This is a genomic window from Nodularia spumigena CCY9414, from assembly GCF_000340565.2.
Lineage (GTDB): Bacteria > Cyanobacteriota > Cyanobacteriia > Cyanobacteriales > Nostocaceae > Nodularia > Nodularia spumigena.
In genome coordinates this window covers 2,440,367-2,457,883 of sequence record NZ_CP007203.1, presented here as the reverse complement: position 1 = coordinate 2,457,883, position 17,517 = coordinate 2,440,367, and the positions used below count along the sequence as shown (strand labels likewise).

General features: G+C 42.3%; 13 protein-coding genes, 1 tRNA gene and 1 pseudogene. 8 read left to right on the top strand and 7 right to left on the bottom strand.

Features of this window, described 5'->3' with window-relative positions:
- Positions 1-227 precede the first annotated feature (227 nt).
- Positions 228-476 carry an HNH endonuclease gene (locus tag NSP_RS24095; RefSeq protein WP_017804070.1) on the top strand — a complete coding sequence of 83 codons (249 nt, stop codon included), beginning with the start codon at positions 228-230 and terminating at the stop codon, positions 474-476.
- Between the two features lie 222 nt (positions 477-698).
- Here the strand turns inward: NSP_RS24095 and NSP_RS10950 are convergent, their stop codons facing one another.
- Entirely contained in the window at positions 699-3,365 is a 2,667-nt protein-coding gene (locus tag NSP_RS10950) for a DUF3536 domain-containing protein (protein WP_006199217.1), read from the bottom strand.
- 550 nt (positions 3,366-3,915) lie between these two features.
- On the opposite strand from NSP_RS10950, the gene cax reads away from it, so the two are divergent.
- Both cax and NSP_RS10940 read left to right on the top strand, forming a co-directional pair.
- Positions 3,916-5,025 carry a calcium/proton exchanger gene (gene cax, locus NSP_RS10945; RefSeq protein WP_017804068.1) on the top strand — a complete coding sequence of 370 codons (1,110 nt, stop codon included), beginning with the start codon at positions 3,916-3,918 and terminating at the stop codon, positions 5,023-5,025.
- A gap of 645 nt (positions 5,026-5,670) precedes the next feature.
- Positions 5,671-6,237 (top strand): peptidoglycan-binding domain-containing protein, encoded by a 567-nt coding sequence (locus NSP_RS10940; protein ID WP_006198212.1) that lies wholly within the window; start codon positions 5,671-5,673, stop codon positions 6,235-6,237.
- Positions 6,238-6,287: 50 nt separating this feature from the next.
- Here NSP_RS10940 and NSP_RS10935 read toward each other — a convergent pair whose 3' ends face one another.
- Both NSP_RS10935 and NSP_RS10930 read right to left on the bottom strand, forming a co-directional pair.
- The gene (locus NSP_RS10935) at positions 6,288-8,708 is read right to left on the bottom strand and encodes a sucrose synthase (RefSeq protein ID WP_042202802.1); all 2,421 of its coding nucleotides are present in this window, start codon (positions 8,706-8,708) and stop codon (positions 6,288-6,290) included.
- Positions 8,709-9,141: 433 nt separating this feature from the next.
- Positions 9,142-9,214, bottom strand: a tRNA-His gene (locus tag NSP_RS10930).
- Positions 9,215-9,339: 125 nt separating this feature from the next.
- Between NSP_RS10930 and NSP_RS10925 the strand changes: the two genes are divergently transcribed.
- The 5 genes and pseudogenes from NSP_RS10925 to NSP_RS26885 all read left to right on the top strand — a co-directional run bounded on the left by NSP_RS10925 (position 9,340) and on the right by NSP_RS26885 (position 12,481).
- On the top strand, positions 9,340-9,720 hold the full coding sequence (locus tag NSP_RS10925) for a DUF4359 domain-containing protein (protein WP_006198214.1): 381 nt from the start codon (positions 9,340-9,342) through the stop codon (positions 9,718-9,720).
- 213 nt (positions 9,721-9,933) lie between these two features.
- Positions 9,934-10,647, top strand: coding sequence for a sirohydrochlorin chelatase (locus NSP_RS10920; RefSeq protein ID WP_006198215.1), 714 nt, complete (start codon positions 9,934-9,936; stop codon positions 10,645-10,647).
- Positions 10,644-11,423: a uroporphyrinogen-III C-methyltransferase gene (gene cobA, locus NSP_RS10915; protein ID WP_006198216.1), complete on the top strand. Its 780-nt coding sequence runs from the start codon at positions 10,644-10,646 to the stop codon at positions 11,421-11,423. Before NSP_RS10920 ends, cobA begins: the two co-directional genes overlap by 4 nt.
- Positions 11,424-11,629: 206 nt before the next feature.
- A pseudogene (locus tag NSP_RS10910) lies at positions 11,630-12,160 on the top strand (RNA-guided endonuclease TnpB family protein); the annotation flags it as partial.
- 177 nt (positions 12,161-12,337) lie between these two features.
- The gene (locus NSP_RS26885; RefSeq protein ID WP_198138103.1) at positions 12,338-12,481 is read left to right on the top strand and encodes a hypothetical protein; all 144 of its coding nucleotides are present in this window, start codon (positions 12,338-12,340) and stop codon (positions 12,479-12,481) included.
- A 74-nt stretch (positions 12,482-12,555) separates the two neighbouring features.
- Here the strand turns inward: NSP_RS26885 and NSP_RS10905 are convergent, their stop codons facing one another.
- The 4 genes from NSP_RS10905 to mfd form a co-directional block, all read right to left on the bottom strand.
- A complete protein-coding gene (locus NSP_RS10905; protein WP_006198218.1) occupies positions 12,556-12,909 on the bottom strand; it encodes a PIN domain-containing protein in 354 nt (117 codons plus the stop codon).
- A 9-nt stretch (positions 12,910-12,918) separates the two neighbouring features.
- Positions 12,919-13,179: a hypothetical protein gene (locus NSP_RS10900; protein ID WP_006198219.1), complete on the bottom strand. Its 261-nt coding sequence runs from the start codon at positions 13,177-13,179 to the stop codon at positions 12,919-12,921.
- Positions 13,180-13,538: 359 nt separating this feature from the next.
- Entirely contained in the window at positions 13,539-13,736 is a 198-nt protein-coding gene (locus NSP_RS10895; RefSeq protein WP_006198220.1) for a hypothetical protein, read from the bottom strand.
- Between the two features lie 68 nt (positions 13,737-13,804).
- On the bottom strand, positions 13,805-17,299 hold the full coding sequence (gene mfd, locus NSP_RS10890) for a transcription-repair coupling factor (RefSeq protein ID WP_006198221.1): 3,495 nt from the start codon (positions 17,297-17,299) through the stop codon (positions 13,805-13,807).
- Positions 17,300-17,517 lie beyond the last annotated feature (218 nt).

Below are 17,517 nucleotides of genomic sequence, written 5' to 3'. Positions count from 1 at the left end.
GAACATGGTAAATAATTAAAACCTTGTAGTGAGGACTTTAATCCTCACTCTCTCCTGTAGCCTAATCTTAGAGGTAAGCGCAACTATTTACAAATTCATCTGTGTTTATCTGTGGTTAAATAATCTTCCCGTACCCCAATCAAGAGAGAAATACGATAGATAATTACTGTAGTAATTTTGTAAAATAAAAATTAATATGCCAGAAAACTTTAGCCTAAAAAACTGTAGTGAATAAAACACGCCGTATTCCCATACCACCCTCAGTCAGGAAATATGTATTTGAACGTGACAAATACCAATGTCAAAGCTGTGGAAAAACTAAATTAGAAACTAACCTCACCATTGATCATATTATCCCCCTAGCCCGTGGCGGTCAAAATGATTTGAGCAATTTACACACACTCTGCTTTACTTGTAATCGGCAAAAAACAGACAACCTCGACCCCCGATTCCGGCGACATTTTGAGGATTTCTAATCAGTGCTGGTAAGATAGATAAAGAAATTATGAACCACAGATAAGAGGAAATAAGAGGTAATTTAAGTGGCAGTAAAAAACTAAATCCATTTAATCAAAAAGCATCCTCTCTCTCCCCTCTTAAACCTCCGCGAACCTTTGCGCGAACCTTTGCGAACCTTTGCGTTAAAAAAAAAGGTGCATTGTCTCCACAACAACACACCCTACCAACTTCATACTCAGTTAACCAAACTTACTCAAAACCTTACTGACATCAACAGCTAATTTTTGTCCTAACTTCAGCAATTGACGACATTGATTATTGTCTTCTTTATCAGCAAAAGTAGTAAGACACAATGGCACAATTTGACTTTGCAAACAACTGAAATATAGCTCTTGAGATTTGTGTAGAGAAATCCCAATATTTAGTTGATAGCTAACATCAATTAGCCGTTCTAAGCACTGAATTTCTGTAGCAAAACTGCCGTTGGTATCGTGTAACAATTTCCAAAGTAATCGCATGATCAATTGTTCTAATATCTGCTTACCTTCGGGAATATTCAGCCGACAATGCAGATGTTTAGCTTCAGTAGCGATCGCCTCTAATTCTACAACATGACCTAAGCTTAACGCCGCATCAGTGATATCTTGCTCAAGCGATCGCAATGTGATCATACACCGCGATCCCAAAGCAATCTCCGCAGCTACCTGCAACTCTTGGGGAACCTCTAACTCATCCCGGTGAAACGCCATCAAAATACCGTAATTATTCCGATATACTTGGCTATAAAGTTGATCTAACCGAGTCAGTGTTTCCTGACTAAGTAGGCGCATAATCCGGTGACGTTCTTCAGCAAACAAATTCTGCAAGCTGAATGTTTCCTCTTTAAATAGCTGTGTCATCACCAAGATAGTGTGAGCCGCACTCGCCTGTTCTAAAGAACTAAACAGCTTTTCTTTCAACTTGCTGTAATTACGCCGTCCCGTAAATAATTGAGTACAGCAGTGGAAATCCCAGCCGCCTAAATGCAGCACAGCAAATACTAAACTCTCACTTTCCCAGGTAATTTCTGACACCAACTGTAAATGTCCAACCGCCAGCGTCAATGATCCCATGCGTTGCATCTGGTAATCTATCTCATTGACGGTGTAACAATAAACACGCTTTTGGTCAGGATGAGGATATTTAGCTTTTCCAGGATGAGGATTGGGCTTCTCTGTAGATTTATGATTCCCAAACAGAGAAGTAATAGCATAGTGGGCGGCTACTTGCTTTACACTAACTTGGGCAGTTTGCACCAATTGGCGATAAACTTCCCCACCATGTTTGAAACTATCCACATTACTGGGGGCTAATCCCAAGCGTTTGAGGAAATTCTTTTCCAACTGCACACCAGCCACATCTCCAGCCAATTCCAAAGCACGGGAAGCATAGCGGAGAATTTGCGTACCTTCTGGACGAGAAATTTCTTCAAAAAACCAGCCGCAACTGGTGAACATTAGCAAAGCGTGACGCTGCATTTCTAACAGACGCAAAGCATCTACTTGTTCGGCGGCGGTGAGTTTGTGAGTTTGATGGCGAGAGAGGAAGGAGTTAACATTAGCAGGAGAGCGATCGCGCATCACTTGAATATATTCATCTCGTGCTAACCAGGGATCATTAAATAGCAGCCCAGCATTTTCCTCATACACCAAAATCAGCTGATCCCGCAACCAGTTTAAAGCATCCCGCAGAGGTCGCCGCCATTTTTGATGCCAAACACCACCTTCACCACCACAACCACAATCATCTTGCCACCTATCGACACCGTGGGCGCAACTCCAAGCCGTGGCGGGTTTAATTTCCGCTTCCCAAGTGGGAGTATTTAGACTGAGATAATGAGCAAAATTCGTCACCGTCCAGCCGTGCTTAGGAAACTCACCGATAAAAGCGTAGGCTAAAGTTTTCTCGGTTCCCTTCTTATGGTGTCCGAAGGTTTCCCCATCTGTAGCCACAGAAATTAATTGGGCTGGACGATGATCCCCACGTACCGCCGAACCGATGCGGCCAGCAAAGTGACTGGAATTATAAACCACATCACTAAAACCCATATCCCGTGAAATGGGACCATCGTAGAAGAAAATATCAATGTAAGGGCGGGAGTGGCTATCAGTGCCGCTACTACCTTCTAGATAACAGCGATAAGGACGGGTAGGATCAATTTGACTACCGCCAACTTCTAGCCATTCCGGGTGGGGATCATGCTCAGTTGGTAGAGGACGGCAACGCTGCGCCTGAGATGGTGCGAGGATAATGAAGCGAATACCTTCGGCCACCAAAGCTTCTAAAGTGGCATAATCCACACCTGTCTCGGCTAACCACATCCCTTCGGGATCACGCCCAAAACGAGAGCGAAAATCCTCTTTACCCCAGCGAATTTGGGTGTATTTATCCCGTTCATTAGCCAGAGGCATAATAATGTGATTGTATACCTGTGCGATCGCATTACCATGACCATGCAAGCGCTGACAACTCTTGATGTCTGCCTCCAAAATTCGCTGATAAACCTCAAAATCGTAGCGTTCTAGCCACGACATCAGCGTTGGCCCCATATTAAAGCTGAAATATTCGTAATTATTCACAATCTCCACTATTTCACCCTGGTCATTAAAAACCCTGGCAAAAGCATTGGGGCGATAGCATTCCCAGTGAATGCGTTCATTCCAATCATGGAAAGGAGCCGCACTCGGTTGACGTTCAATCGCGTCTAAATAAGGATTTTCCCGTGGTGGCTGATAAAAATGACCATGCACAGTTACATAAACACCAGTCGCCTGTTTCAGGGGATCAGTCTGGTGAGTATCGTGGGGAGTTGAATGTGATGTAAAACTTGCGCCAGGGCTAACTGGCCTTTCAGCAGCAGAAGTCATGTATATTTATCCAAATAAAAAACTTACGTTTGCGCCGAACACTTGGATTTAAACCTTACTACAGAGGTTTGAACACCAAATCCGGTATACAGCAAAACTATGGGTATATAGTACAGTTAAATTTCCCAAAAAACTGTTTGACTGAAGCCGGAAATCTGCGTTATTGCACAGACATTAGGGTTTTTTATGAGCAGCGTCAGTCAGATATTTTCAGGTCTATGATCTATTAAACCCCATATTTCGCCGAAAATCCTAGCTCTAATTGATATTTTTGCTACGAAAGTTTGCCAAAACTCCATAAATTGCAATTTTTTTTTACATATCTCGTAAAGTCCGGCGTAAATGGCACAACCCATTAAAATCAATGAAAAGTCCATAAAATAAGACTTTTGACTTCATGGCGGTATTGATTAGTGCCAGTCTAAAGACAGTATAATTTCTAAAAAAACCGCAGACACTTGAGAGTATCCTAGTATCTGGTTGCAGATTGCCTCTACATGGCAAATAATCACACAAATCTGTGCATGATACTCTCACCTTAAGGTAGCAAATGTCAGTTAAAAACACCCTCTTTCTGGTTTTATTGCTGTTTATTCCAGTTTCCTTAGCAGCCCACATTCTAGAGTGGGGAGACTTGATAGTTTTTATCACAGCTGGTTTAGCAATTTTGCCCTTAGCCGCCTGGATGGGTACAGCTACAGAAGAAATAGCTGTAGTAGTTGGACCTTCATTAGGGGGATTACTCAACGCCACTTTTGGCAATGCCACAGAATTAATTATAGCTTTAGTTGCTCTGAATGCCGGCTTGGTGGATGTAGTCAAAGCCAGTATTACAGGTTCGATTATCGGCAACTTACTACTGGTAATGGGTTTGTCGATGTTTTTGGGTGGACTGCGTTACAAGGAACAGAAATTTCAATCAGTTGTGGCGCGGATGAATGCTTCATCCATGAATTTGGCAGTAATTGCTATTTTGTTACCAACGGCGGTAAATTACACTTCCATCGGAATTAGCGAAAAAGTTCTGCAAAATCTTTCCCTTGCGGTCGCAATTGTGTTAATTCTCGTCTATGGGCTAACCCTGCTATTTTCGATGAAAACTCACGCCTATCTATATGATGTCGGTGTTGCAGAGATAGAAGGAGAAGTAGACGTAGAAGTAGAAGACACTTCCCATAGCAAACCCAATATGTGGCTATGGAGTTGTGTATTGCTAGTATGTACTCTTTTAGTGGCACTGGAATCAGAATTGTTGGTAGGTTCTTTGGAAGTAGCCACATCTCAACTAGGTTTGACATCACTGTTTACAGGGGTAATTTTGGTTCCCATCGTTGGTAACGCTGCTGAACACGCCACCGCAGTCACCGTGGCCATGAAGAATAAAATGGATCTTTCCATCTCTGTAGCTGTGGGATCAAGTATGCAGATTGCTCTATTTGTTGCGCCTGTTTTAGTGATAGCTGGGTGGGTACTTGATAAACCGATGGATTTAGATTTTAACCCCTTTGAATTAGTGGCTGTGGCGGTGTCTGTTTTAATTGCCAATAGTATTAGTTCTGATGGTGAATCTAATTGGTTAGAAGGGGTTTTACTATTAGCTGCTTATACAGTCGTGGGGTTTGCTTTCTACTTCCATCCAGTCATCGATAGCATAGGGTAGTATTTGACTTACTGAGGAATTTGATGAGACTTTAGGAGGAAGAAAGCAAATACTAGGCTACTGTACATTTAACTCACTTAAATTCAAATATAGTAGTTCTTGCCCACAAAATCTCAGTTTTGCAAATGTATCCTCAATTGATCTCCCCTTAATCCCACGTCAGTTGCTACAAGTCAGCCAAGCCTGATCTTCAGCACACCTCCGGTGATGGCGCTAGCCTCTCCCCCTGGGAGAAGACCGGAGGGACTCACCAAGCCACTGGCTCCCCTGATGAAGATTGGGGTGAGATTTTATAGGGGTTTCTCAAAAAGTGAGAGACTCTGTTTCTCGCCTGAGTAGGTAAGGAACGATGATCTCAATAAACACGCCCCTACTGACTACAAGGTACAGAGATAATTCTGTATTTAGAAGACGAGGAAAGGTTATACTAATGGACTTAAAACTTACTAAATAAATTCATCGGGGAAAAACAATTGTCAATGAGAATGTAGCTTTAATAACAACTGCAAGAGGAGATGTTTATAAATAACACTTGCTCCAAAAATATTACATAACTTGTGGGAATTTCTCCGTACAAACCCTTCCGGACTGACAACAAGATTGTTTGTCAAATTAACAATTAGGTTATTAGTAAAATGAATGACGATGAGTGAAATTGGCCTGCTGATTACGGGTATATTAACCGCAAGACAACTATCTTTGCCCAATAAATTACCGAAGCAGCAACCATTTCAGATGGAAAATAGCTCGGAGAGGTTAACACAGAGTAACGTAACTCAATTAGCTCGCAATTCTCAAATCACACCACCGGAATTTATCCCCACAGATCAAGTTTTTGTCAGGACTTCATCCGCATATCAGCTAGCTAAAGACAAACTTTTGGATAAAATTAGAAAAAAGCATCTGTCTCCAGGTTCTTTAACCCTAGCGAAGAACCACTATACCCAAGCTAAAAGCCAGAATGGTATCAAGGTAGCAGCGAGATCATCGCCCAGGTTTAGCGGTCCTGCTCTACCAACTCTACGTTTTGGTAGTTCCGGTACTTCTGTGAGAGTTTTACAAAGACTGTTAGTTTCTAACGGCTATGCTATTCGAGTTGATGGGGCTTTTGGTCCACTGACTGAAACAGCTGTTAAAGCTTTTCAAAACCAGCGTAGTTTAGGGGTAGATGGAATAGTTGGACCAGTGACTTGGCAACAGTTGACAATATAGTCAGTTGTCAGTAGTGATAATTAACAACTAACAACTGACTAATTATAGTTCTAACGGTGCTGATGTTGCTCTAATAATTCTTGTGCTTTGGGTTTGTAAATTAAATAGAACAAAGCTTCAAGATAGCGCAACAAATCTTCCCGGTTTTCTTTGGAGGTGAAGTTCCAAAAGCCATAAATCCGGGCTAAAGATAACAGCTTTGTAGTATGGATTTTCCAGGTATATGTAGTCAATACCCGCTTAATTGCTTCCTCGGAAACGGCATCCCAATAGTGAGAACTTTGCTCACACTTGGTGACAAATTCTAAGATTTTCTCGGCTGTTTCTTCTAGATTTGTGGGGTTAATGTAAAAGCCATTCACCTTATCTTGAATAATTTCTAGTGGTCCACCAAATTGGGTAGCAAAGGTGGGGATTCCTGAAACCATAGATTCCAAGATTGTCAAACCAAAGGCTTCAAATAAAGCTGGTTGGACAAAGATACCTTTGCGATCAGCAATTACTCGGTAAATTTCACCAGAATCAGATTTGGTTAAGCGGACACCTAACCAACGAATCTTACCGTAAAGATTGTACTGTTCAATGATTTGATAGAGTTTGATAATTTCGTCGCGTTCTTCGTTGTCGCCTGAATCTTCTACACGCAACTTACCCGCTACTAAAATTAAGTTGCAATGTTCCTGTAATTCTGGACTCTTACCATAGCATTCTGCTAAACCTGTGAGGTTTTTAATCCGGTCAAGTCGCGCTACTGAGAACAGAGGGCGCTTTGTGGGATCATCCAGTTTACCAAAGATTTGGTGAGGATCTTCCAAGGTAAACAGGATATCAGCTAGGCGATCGCTATCAGCTTCTACTCGGTCTTCTTTACGTGTGTAAGGGAAGTAATAACTCTCGTTGACTCCAGGAGGTACAACGTTAAATTTGGGACTAAATAATTCAATCCCGTTGACTACGTGGTATAACTCCGGCATGGTGAAGCATTTGTACGATTCGTACTGTCCCACACTATCGGGTGTCCCGACTATTTCTTGATAGGTACTGCTAACTACGAAATTTGCAGCATTCATCGCAATCAAATCGGCTGTAAATTGTAAGGAGAAATGATATTTATCCTCTAATTCTTCCCAATAAAGGTTACTAAACAGGTATTTGGATTTTTCCAAGGCGTGGGCGATGTTACACTGAGTCACATCCATCCGCCGTGCTAAGAGAAACGCTACCAAGTTACCATCAGAGTAGTTACCCACGATTAAGTCTGGTCTACCTTGAAATTCTGCTAAAAGTTCTTTTTCAGAATCAATCGCAAAAGTTTCTAAATAAGGCCAAAATTCAAATCGGGAAATCCAGTTTTGCGTCATATTGGGATTGAAGTCCCGCAGAGGTACGCGCAAAATCCAGGCGTTTTCTGTACCGTGAACTTTTTCTAGCCGTTGATTACACAATGTCCCGTCACTATTGGGAATCAAGCGGGTGAGAATAATTACTTTTGGCTCGACGTTCAGTCCATCTAAACCAGCTAATTGAGCATCTTCTTGGAGTTGTTTTTCTAGATTCTTGGCTTGATCGAGGACATAAACCACTTGTCCACCTGTATCAGGACGACCCAAAACGCCTTCTTGACCGAACCAACCATGCGCCGATACGAGGACGATTCTAAAAATCATCGGGATGCGAGAAATAAAGGCTTCGATGGTTTGGGGGTCAGGAGAATCAATCAATTCATCTAAAATATCCAGGGTATCACCTACCCGCTTGGCTGTGTTACCCCAACCCGGCTCAAAACCGATCATTTGCAATTCAAAGCGGAATTTTTCGTAGGGTTCGTCTTTGGGGCGATCGCTCACAAAGGTGATGGCTTTTTTAATTTGGGTGGAAAGTTGCTGCTGTGTTGTGATGCGATCGTTGATTAGCAGCTGGACACCGTTATATTGGTGGAGACGCAAGAAATTTAATAAGCTGTCCAGCAACTGTTTTGAGTCTTGGAAGATTTTGCTGGATAGATAGCGGTTGAGGAATTGTACCCCTTTACCAATGTTTTTCGGGTCGCGGATGACTGGGGTGTAGTCATAAAACGGACCAAAATCTAGTTCGAGTAAATCACCTTCTAGGGGATGATATTTATTCACGAAGCGATCGCGTAGATCCAGCAGTTCCTGTACTGACATTGGCTCAACATTCAAATCCTCTGTGAGCCGATAAACTTCTTGACTAGCAATTTTAGGACGAATAATAAAGCACAGGCTGGAATCCTCTTGAATAATTTCCTGAGTATAATAAATTAGTTTGCCTAAGCGGGAAGAAGCGGCAGAAGTTTCTGACTTCTCGGACTTGGAACAATAATCAATAAATACATTCAGGATGTCGTTACGCAGCAAGTAATTTTTTTCTTCCTGGCGTAACTGACTCGCAAAGGAACGCAAATCGCTTTTTTCTTCACTATCCAGGATTGCTTGGATCAATTCAGACATGGGAACCCCTAACATTAAATTGGCATTTTTGACTGGCAAGACAAAGCTAACACCTCCCCCTTGCATCTGATTACATATAAACACAGATAAACACAGACGACTTTTCTCTCTGTGTTCCTGGGATCAGCAATGATCAGGCTTCTTAATTAGTGTTTGCCTTTAGTCAGAATATATGCTACTCAGTGTTTTTTCACTCTAACTCAGGAGTGACATTTTCTCTTCCTCTTGACACAAAATATGTAGTCAATTCTAGAAAAATAGTTGTTTGTGATTAATTATACAATTTTCACAATACCTGAGTCAAATTGAAAAAAGCCTTAATTCGTAGGTTGGGTTGAAGCATGAAACCCAACAAATGCCTTGCGTTGCGCTGTCGCTTAACCGAACCTACAAAAAATGGCTTAAATGAAATCAACATATTAAGTTAAAACAGGGCGAACGATGGGAATTGAACCCACGAATGGTGGTACCACAAACCACTGCCTTAACCACTTGGCTACGCTCGCCATTCTATATTGATGATTATAGCACCATCATAAGGAAATAATCAAGACTTTTTTTTCAAGGAACGGATTTTGTTAATTTAGAGTCTTGGGAGTCCAATAACTATAGAGAATCACAGCTAGAAGAAATGAAAGCACTTACCATTATTGCATTTTCGGGAGCAGTCGGACTAGCCGCCTTGGGGGTAGCAATGGCGACAACCAATCCTTCTCAGGTGGAATACGAAGAGTATGCAGCACAACGGCTCACAGAATATTTAAAAAAGGACGTTTGCCAAAAAACAGCAAATTTTTTAGAAAATTTAATCAAATCTCAATGCGACAATCTGGTAGATAAAGCCACGCCGCAAATGCAGGAAATTTTGGGACGCAGTACAGAACAGCAGAATTTCCTGATTTTTAGTGTTTACAAGACAGATTTAAAGCTGAGTTCCTTGATACCTATTTATAAATTTGAAACGGTGGGAGCATTTAATAACTTTTATACTTACACCGCCGAGCAGCAATAAGCCAAAAATCGGGAATACAATCAGTAAGCCTAGTCAAAGCTTAACTTGTAATGATACTCTGCCCCAAAATTCACGGTGTCTTGGAAGCGGTGGTTTTGGCAGAACTTTTTTAGCTGTGGATGAACACCTCCCCTCCAAACCCAGGTGTGTAAATAACTCCAAGCTACCAACCTGCTACTCTAAAAATAGCTACTGAGAGTGAAACTTTTTTCCATGCCATCTGCGTATTTATTAGTATCCCACGGCAGTCGTGACCCCCGTCCAGCAGTTGCTATGCAGCAATTAGCAGAATTTGTATCCCAAAAATTAGGGAATACTAAAAATCCGGTAGGTATAGCTGCTTTGGAATTACAACCTGAGCCTTTACATCAGCAGATTCAAAAATTTGCCAGTGGTGCTTTAGTAGACGGGATTGATTGCTTGCAGATTGTACCCCTATTTCTGCTACCGGGTGTCCATGTGATGACGGATATTCCTGATCAGATTACTTTGGCACAACAGGCTCTTGGTCAAGATATAATGATTAACCTGCATCCCCATCTCGGTAGTCATCCCAGTTTAATTACGTTACTGTGTGAGCAAATGGCGACGATGAAAGCTGAAACCACAATTTTGTTAGCTCACGGTAGCCGTCGTCCTGGTTCCCTGAAGCCAATTGAAACCATAGCTGCCAAATTGGGAGCAGTAACGGCTTATTGGGCTGTAGCTCCTAGTTTAGAATCACGATTACAAGATTTGGTCGCTGCTGGCAAGAGGGAAATTGCAATTTTGCCATACTTTTTATTCACAGGTGGCATCACCGATGCGATCGCTCAGTCCATAGAAAAGTTAAAATTACAATTTCCTACTGTAACTTTCCAACTGGCTGCGCCTTTGGGAGCAAGTGCAGAATTAGCTGAGATCATCGAGGATTTGATACATACATGAGCCGCACAGAGAAAGAAGCGCAAAGCTGTTGGGGTAAGGTTTATTTGCTAGGTGCGGGACCAGGAGATCCAGGACTCATGACCCTTAAAGGTAAGGGTTTATTGTCATGTGCAGATGTAGTGATCTATGATGCTTTGGTCAGTCCGGCAATTCTGGACATGATTAATCCCCAAGCTGAAAAAATCAACGCTGGTAAGCGCATGGGGAGACATTCACTGTTACAAGAAGAAACCACCCATTTGTTAATTGAAAAGGCGCAACAACACGCTGTAGTCGTGCGGCTAAAAGGCGGCGACCCGTTTATTTTTGGTCGCGGTGGCGAGGAGATGGCAGATTTAGTCCAAGCCGGGGTATCTGTGGAAGTTGTGCCGGGAATTACATCGGGAATTGCCGCTTCTGCCTATGCTGGCATACCTTTGACTCATCGGCTGTATAGCTCTTCGGTTACTTTTGTGACTGGACATGAATCTGCGGGTAAGTATAAACCGAAAGTGAATTGGCAAGCGATCGCCCACGGTTCAGAAACTATTGTAATTTATATGGGCATTCACAACCTGCCTTATATTGTGGAGCAATTCAGCCAAGCTGGGTTGGATTTAGAAACACCCATAGCCTTAGTCCGTTGGGGTACAAGACCCGAACAAGAAGAATTAATTGGCACTTTAGCAACCATTATTGAGCAAGTTGAAGAAACTGGATTTAGCGCACCGGCGATCGCAGTCATTGGCTCAGTAGTCAATCTGCATAGTATATTATCTAACTGTCGTCCTGTGTAAATTTTGGGAAGATATTTCCTGGTTCTCTGCCCGTTCAACTGGCAATTTTAAGTAAAAACACTGTAGTCGAACAAGGTTAACTAATTTACCTTAAACAGCAAGAAGGCTCACACTTACCGCGAAGCGGAAGTGTCGAGATGAATTGCGCGTGAGTTGACGACAGTCCTTTGACCAAATTTCCCCGCAGGGGAAACAGGGAAGAGGACATGGAGGAAACGAACATTTTGTATATCTTGACTCACGGCGAGATTTTCTATTATCATGAACACCGAAACACGGTAATAGGTCGATACCATGGTGTTGACCTGGGTTTAAAGAATTTTGCCATCACTTCTAATGGTTCAAAATATGACCTACCTAAGAAGCGATTAGCAAAACTAGAAAAGAACAGAAAGCGTCAACAGAAAAAACTAGCCAGAAAAAAAGATAAGGCATCTAATAAACGTCAAAAAGCTAAACGCTTAGTAGCTAAAATTTCTAGCAAAATAGCTAGAGTCAGAGAGGATTTTCTACACAAGCTATCTCGCAAAATAGCATACGAAAATCAAGTAATTTGTGTAGAAGACCTGGCAGTTAAGAACATGGTAAAAAACCCTAACCTTGCCAAAGCTATTAGTGACCAAGGATGGGGAATGTTTCTCACTATGTTGAAGTACAAAGCCGAGAGATTTGGACACACATACATTGAAATAAATCGTTTCTTTCCATCATCTCAGCTTTGTAGTCAAGCTCTGCTACTTGAGGGGGCGACAAAAATGGTAAAAGTATTACTCCCAGAGGGATTGAAGTAACAGACCCTCTCAAAAAAAACGGTTCTTATTGACAATACTATGTGGTTATTAGACAGCTAATTAAGAGGGACAGTTTGATGGTAAAAAAGAATGGTCTCGTCAAATTAACAAGACCCGAAATAAATGTTACCCTCATTCTATCAACCAATCCTATCCAAGTACCTCAGCCGTACACAATTAATTACTCTAAAAATGCTGGTATGGTTGCTACAAAGTCAGAAACAAGTAAAAATAGAAAGATTGGCTGCTACTATACCTTTACCTTGAGGGGGCGACAAAGAAGTTAAAGAGGCTGCTGTATAAGCATCATAGCCATCACCCCCTGCTGATAAAATGCCTGCTTAATTAGGAATAACACGGTAATGTTTGACATTGAATGTACAAAGTGTGGCACTTCTGCCAACAGCACAAGCAGCAATCAAGGCATCTAACAAGCCTAAATTGTCTGATAAATGGTAGGTTGTAAAGTCTGACAAGGCGCGAGTTAAATCAGCCTCACTCGGCCATACTACAGGTAGGGGTGAAACCAGTTTTAAGGCATTACGCAACTTTTGCTTGTTTTGAGAATCCTGAATTAATTCCATAACCACAAAGCCAGGTACACTAGGCAACTCTGATAGGCTGGCAAACCAATTTATTGAGGGAGAATGACCCCGTTGAATATCAATTAAAATGTCTGTATCTAGCAAATACATTAACGTTACCTATGACCTCTCACGAGTTTCAGCCTCGTGGCGTAACTGTCGAGCGTAGGCTTGACTATCTGTAATGTCGGGTCTTGAATTGATGACACCTTCATTCTGCCAATAGGCTACAAGTTCGGCTCCTGTTTTGGGAGAATTTGCTATAGTCTGTCTTACAGAGAGAAGACGAAGAATGTATTCAGAAAGAGTTAAGTTGATTTGAGAAGCTTCATTACAAAGCTCATTTTCTAGCTCTGGTGGCAAATTAAGATTAATATTCACTTTGGCTCTCCTATTTAGCTTTGATTCTAAGAGGATGTCTGAAAACTTTTTCGTGTTGCATAAAACACTTGTATATCCCCCTAAATCCCCCTTAAAAAGGGGGACTTTGATTAATTTTCCCCCCCCTTATTAAGGGGGGTAAGGGGGGATCTGGATAAAACTGATACTTATCAGACATCCTCTAAGTTTTAGATTGATAATAATTTGGATAATATAAGGAGAATTATTCTGTTAATACCTCGGCTAATCACAAACAGGACTTACGCAAAATTATGAAAAAACGAACCACACCAGACGCAGAGGACACAGAGGAATAAGCGTTTGAGAGGGTTTTTGCGTAAGTCCTAACAAATAACGCATCATGCCAAACGTCGGTAAAGTTCAGCATTTTTTTTCAGTACATAATTAGCTGCATCGGTGAAGTCGCTTTTTTGCTCACTTAACCATTTCTCGATATTAGCACTCAGTAAATCTTCAAGAGAAATGCCATGTAATTTCGCTAGTTCTTCTAGCTTTTCTAATTGGCTATCTGGAATATTGATAGTAATTGCAGCCATAACTATTCATCCTCCGAATTTGTGAGTAGAGTGTAAATTCATTGAGTTATTCCTAAATTATGGACTATTCACACAACAACCGCCTCTGCAACAGCACCTTGCATTTTATTCATTGCATCTAACAAACTTTGTAATTGTTGGTCAGCTTTTAAAACTGCTAAACCGCGCACTGTTACTTTACCAGGAGAGTAAACAAAACGCGTCTTCAAATGTTCTGGTAAATTCGCTGCTAGTAAATTCCAAGCAGGTTCTTCCATTGGCGTTTCTAAAACAATGTGTTGCTTATTCTCTGGTTTAATGCGGCTAAATCCTAACTTTTTCGCTAGCTGTTTAAGTTGCATGACTCGTAAAAGTTGATTCGCTGGAACTGGTAACGCCCCATAGCGATCGCCCCACTCAGCCGTGATATACTTTAATTCTTCTGAAGACTTCGCCGCCGCCACTGCCCGGTAAGCACTCATCTTTTGATCCACGTCGGGAATATAATCGGAAGGAATAAATGCTGTGAGGTTGAGGTCAATTTGTGTCTCATCAACTTTGGGTATTTCTTGTCCTCTAATTTCTCGAATCGCCTCTTCCAGCATTTCCATATACAAATCAAAGCCGATCGCTTCCATTTGACCAGATTGTTCTGCACCTAGCAAGTTACCCACACCCCGGATTTCCATGTCGCGCATCGCTAGCTGATATCCAGAACCGAGTTGGGTAAATTCCTGAATCGCCCGCAGTCGTTGCCGTGCGGCATCTGATAAAGTTCGTTGCTTGGGATAAAATAACCAAGCGTGTGCTTGGATTCCAGCACGTCCTACACGACCACGTAATTGGTATAATTGCGATAAACCGAAGCGGTGAGCATCTTCAATTAAGATGGTGTTGACTCGCGGAATATCTAAGCCAGATTCAATGATTGTTGTACAAACCAGAATATCGGCATCACCATTACTGAAAGTCAGCATGGTTGATTCTAACTCGCTTTCATCCAGACGACCGTGAGCGATCGCAAACTTACCCCCCGGTATCATTTCTCGTAAATTAGCTGTCAGTTCTTCAATGCCTTCCACTCGTGGAACTACATAAAAAACTTGTCCCCCTCTGTCTAATTCTTGACGAATAGCACTGCGGACAATTTCCGGGCTTAATGGCGCAAGGTGAGTTTTAATTGGTCTTCTGGTGGGGGGTGGTGTGGTAATTAAACTCATTTCCCGAATTCCCGACAAAGACATATATAAGGTACGGGGAATGGGAGTCGCGGAAAGTGTCAGCACATCAACTTGAGTTTTCAAGCTTTTAATTTTTTCCTTTTGATTCACCCCAAATCGTTGTTCTTCATCCACCACCAACAGCCCTAAATCCCGAAAGCTGACATTTTTCCCTAAAAGTTGATGTGTCCCCACGACTATATCTAATTCCCCTGTAGCTAATCGCTTTTGAATCGTGCGGCGTTCTTCAGCACTGCGAAAACGATTCAGTAAGCCGATATTTACCGGATAAGGTGCAAAGCGTTCTTTAAGGGTGTGGTAATGTTGCTGAGTCAGAATGGTAGTGGGTGCTAACAGTGCGACTTGTTTACCTGATGTCACAGCTTTGAAAATCGCGCGAATAGCTACTTCGGTTTTACCAAATCCTACATCACCACAAACTAAACGATCCATTGGGCGATCGCTTTCCATATCGCGTTTGACATCCTGCACAGCTTTTAGCTGGTCTGTAGTGGCTTGGTAGGGAAAAGAATCTTCCATTTCTTCTTGCCAAGGCATATCTTGGGGATAGGTATAGCCTTCTTGCTTGGATCTCGCTGCGTAAAGTTTCAGTAAATCCACTGCTAACTTTTTGATGGCTTTACGAACGCGGTTCTTCGTATTCTCCCAAGCCTTACCAGTCATTTTATGCAGTTCTGGGGCTTTATCTCCTGTGCGGCGAAACCGGGATAAAGAACCAACTTGATCAGCTGCAACTCTCAGAATACCATCAGCATACTGTACTACTAAATAATCACGGGTTTCGTGGTTAATCGTGAGACTTTCCAGCTTGACAAATTTACCTACTCCGTGACTTCTGTGAACGACATAATCACCTTGACGCAACTTGTTAGGGTCTACTTGTTTGGAACTGGCTTGGCGACGTTTACGTATATATCCCGGTGTAGCTAAGGAATGCTGTCCGTAAAATTCCCGGTCTGTGACGACTACCAGCCGATATGTCGGCAAAATAAAGCCTTCTAGTTCGGCTAAACCGGAATATTTCAGGGCTACAGGTGTATGGTTAATTTGTAATTTGTCAATTGCTTGGTAGTCACGGGGATTGGGGATAAATTGCGCCGGACAATCGTGTTCTTGGAGGAGAGAGACAGAACGGGAAGGTTGGGCAGAAATGAGCCAAATGGAGAAATTGCGATCGCGCTCTTGTCTAAGTGTTTGCGCGAGTTTATTAAATTGGTGCGGTGTCACAGGTAACGAACGACTCGCCAAATTTATCCCACTGTTTTCCTCAGCTAGTTCTGATAAATATATGGTGGGAAATTTAGTCACATCAACGAGACATTCATCAAAGGAACGGTGAATTTTCGGTAATTCTAAGGAAATAGAGCTAGATTCTTCCCCACTCCCTACTCCCCACTCCCTACTCCCCACTCCCCATTGTTCTTCTGCATTTTCCACCCAGCGATCGCTATGTGCATGACACTGTTCTGGTTCATCCACAGCAATCAGAGTATTTTCACCTAAGTAATCTAAAAGCGAAGCCGGTTTTGCAAAAGCCAATCCCAAAAAACGCCGGCTACCTTCTAAAAGTTCTGAATCTGTAAAATCAGCATTGTCTTTGAGTGCTTCCGAAACAATAGGCGCAAAACTAGTAGGAGTCAGGGTAACTTGGTCAACTTTGTCAAGAGCAGAACGTTGAGTTGCAGCATCAAATTCGCGGATTTTCTCAATTTCATCGCCAAACCACTCTAATCTTACGGGCATTTCCGACGAAACCGGATAAACATCGACAATATCACCGCGCCGACTCCATTGGCCTTCTGTTTCCACCAGTGGAACGCGTTCATAGCCCAAAGTCGTGATTTTTTCGCCGAAGGTATCCAAATCAAATTCCATCCCCCGCTTGACAGTCAGACAGAACGGTATAAAAGCATCTGGCGGTGGTAAATGGGGTTGTAACGCCCCAGCCGTGGCGACAATTGCCAAAGAACGCTTGGTTGTGGGATTTTGGCTTGATTCCCCGTTTTCATTCATCAAATCAGCCAGAACCTGCATCTGTCCCCAAGTCATTTCCGTTTCCGGGTCAAAGGGTTCGTAGGGAGAGGCTTCGGAAGTCGGGTAAAAATGCACTGTGTGCCATCCCATCGCTTCCAACTGTGCAAAAGCCCGTCCGGCTTCCTCCAGAGTAGGAACTACTACCAACAAATTATTGCCAGAATTTTGCGCTAACGCCGAAGCCACAAGACCTTTAGGTAGGCGAGAGATACCATTTAACCGCAATTCTTGTTGGCGATTTAGCTTAGAAAGTAATTCAGTACTCAGAGGCGATCGCGCCAAAGCACGCACAATAGAAGAAAATGCCATAAGCTTTACTAGAGGAGGAAGTCGTTAAAAATAAGAAAAATTAGAGTTAGTTTATATTCACTATTTTAAAAGCCTTATAGCCTTTCCCAATCTTCAGTGACGAATTATCCGTATACCCTACCGTTAAACAATCCATATCTACATCTGTGTAGCCTACGGCAAGCCGAATTTCGCGTCTACATCTGTGGTTAATTAATTCTGGGAATCAATTCTCCAAA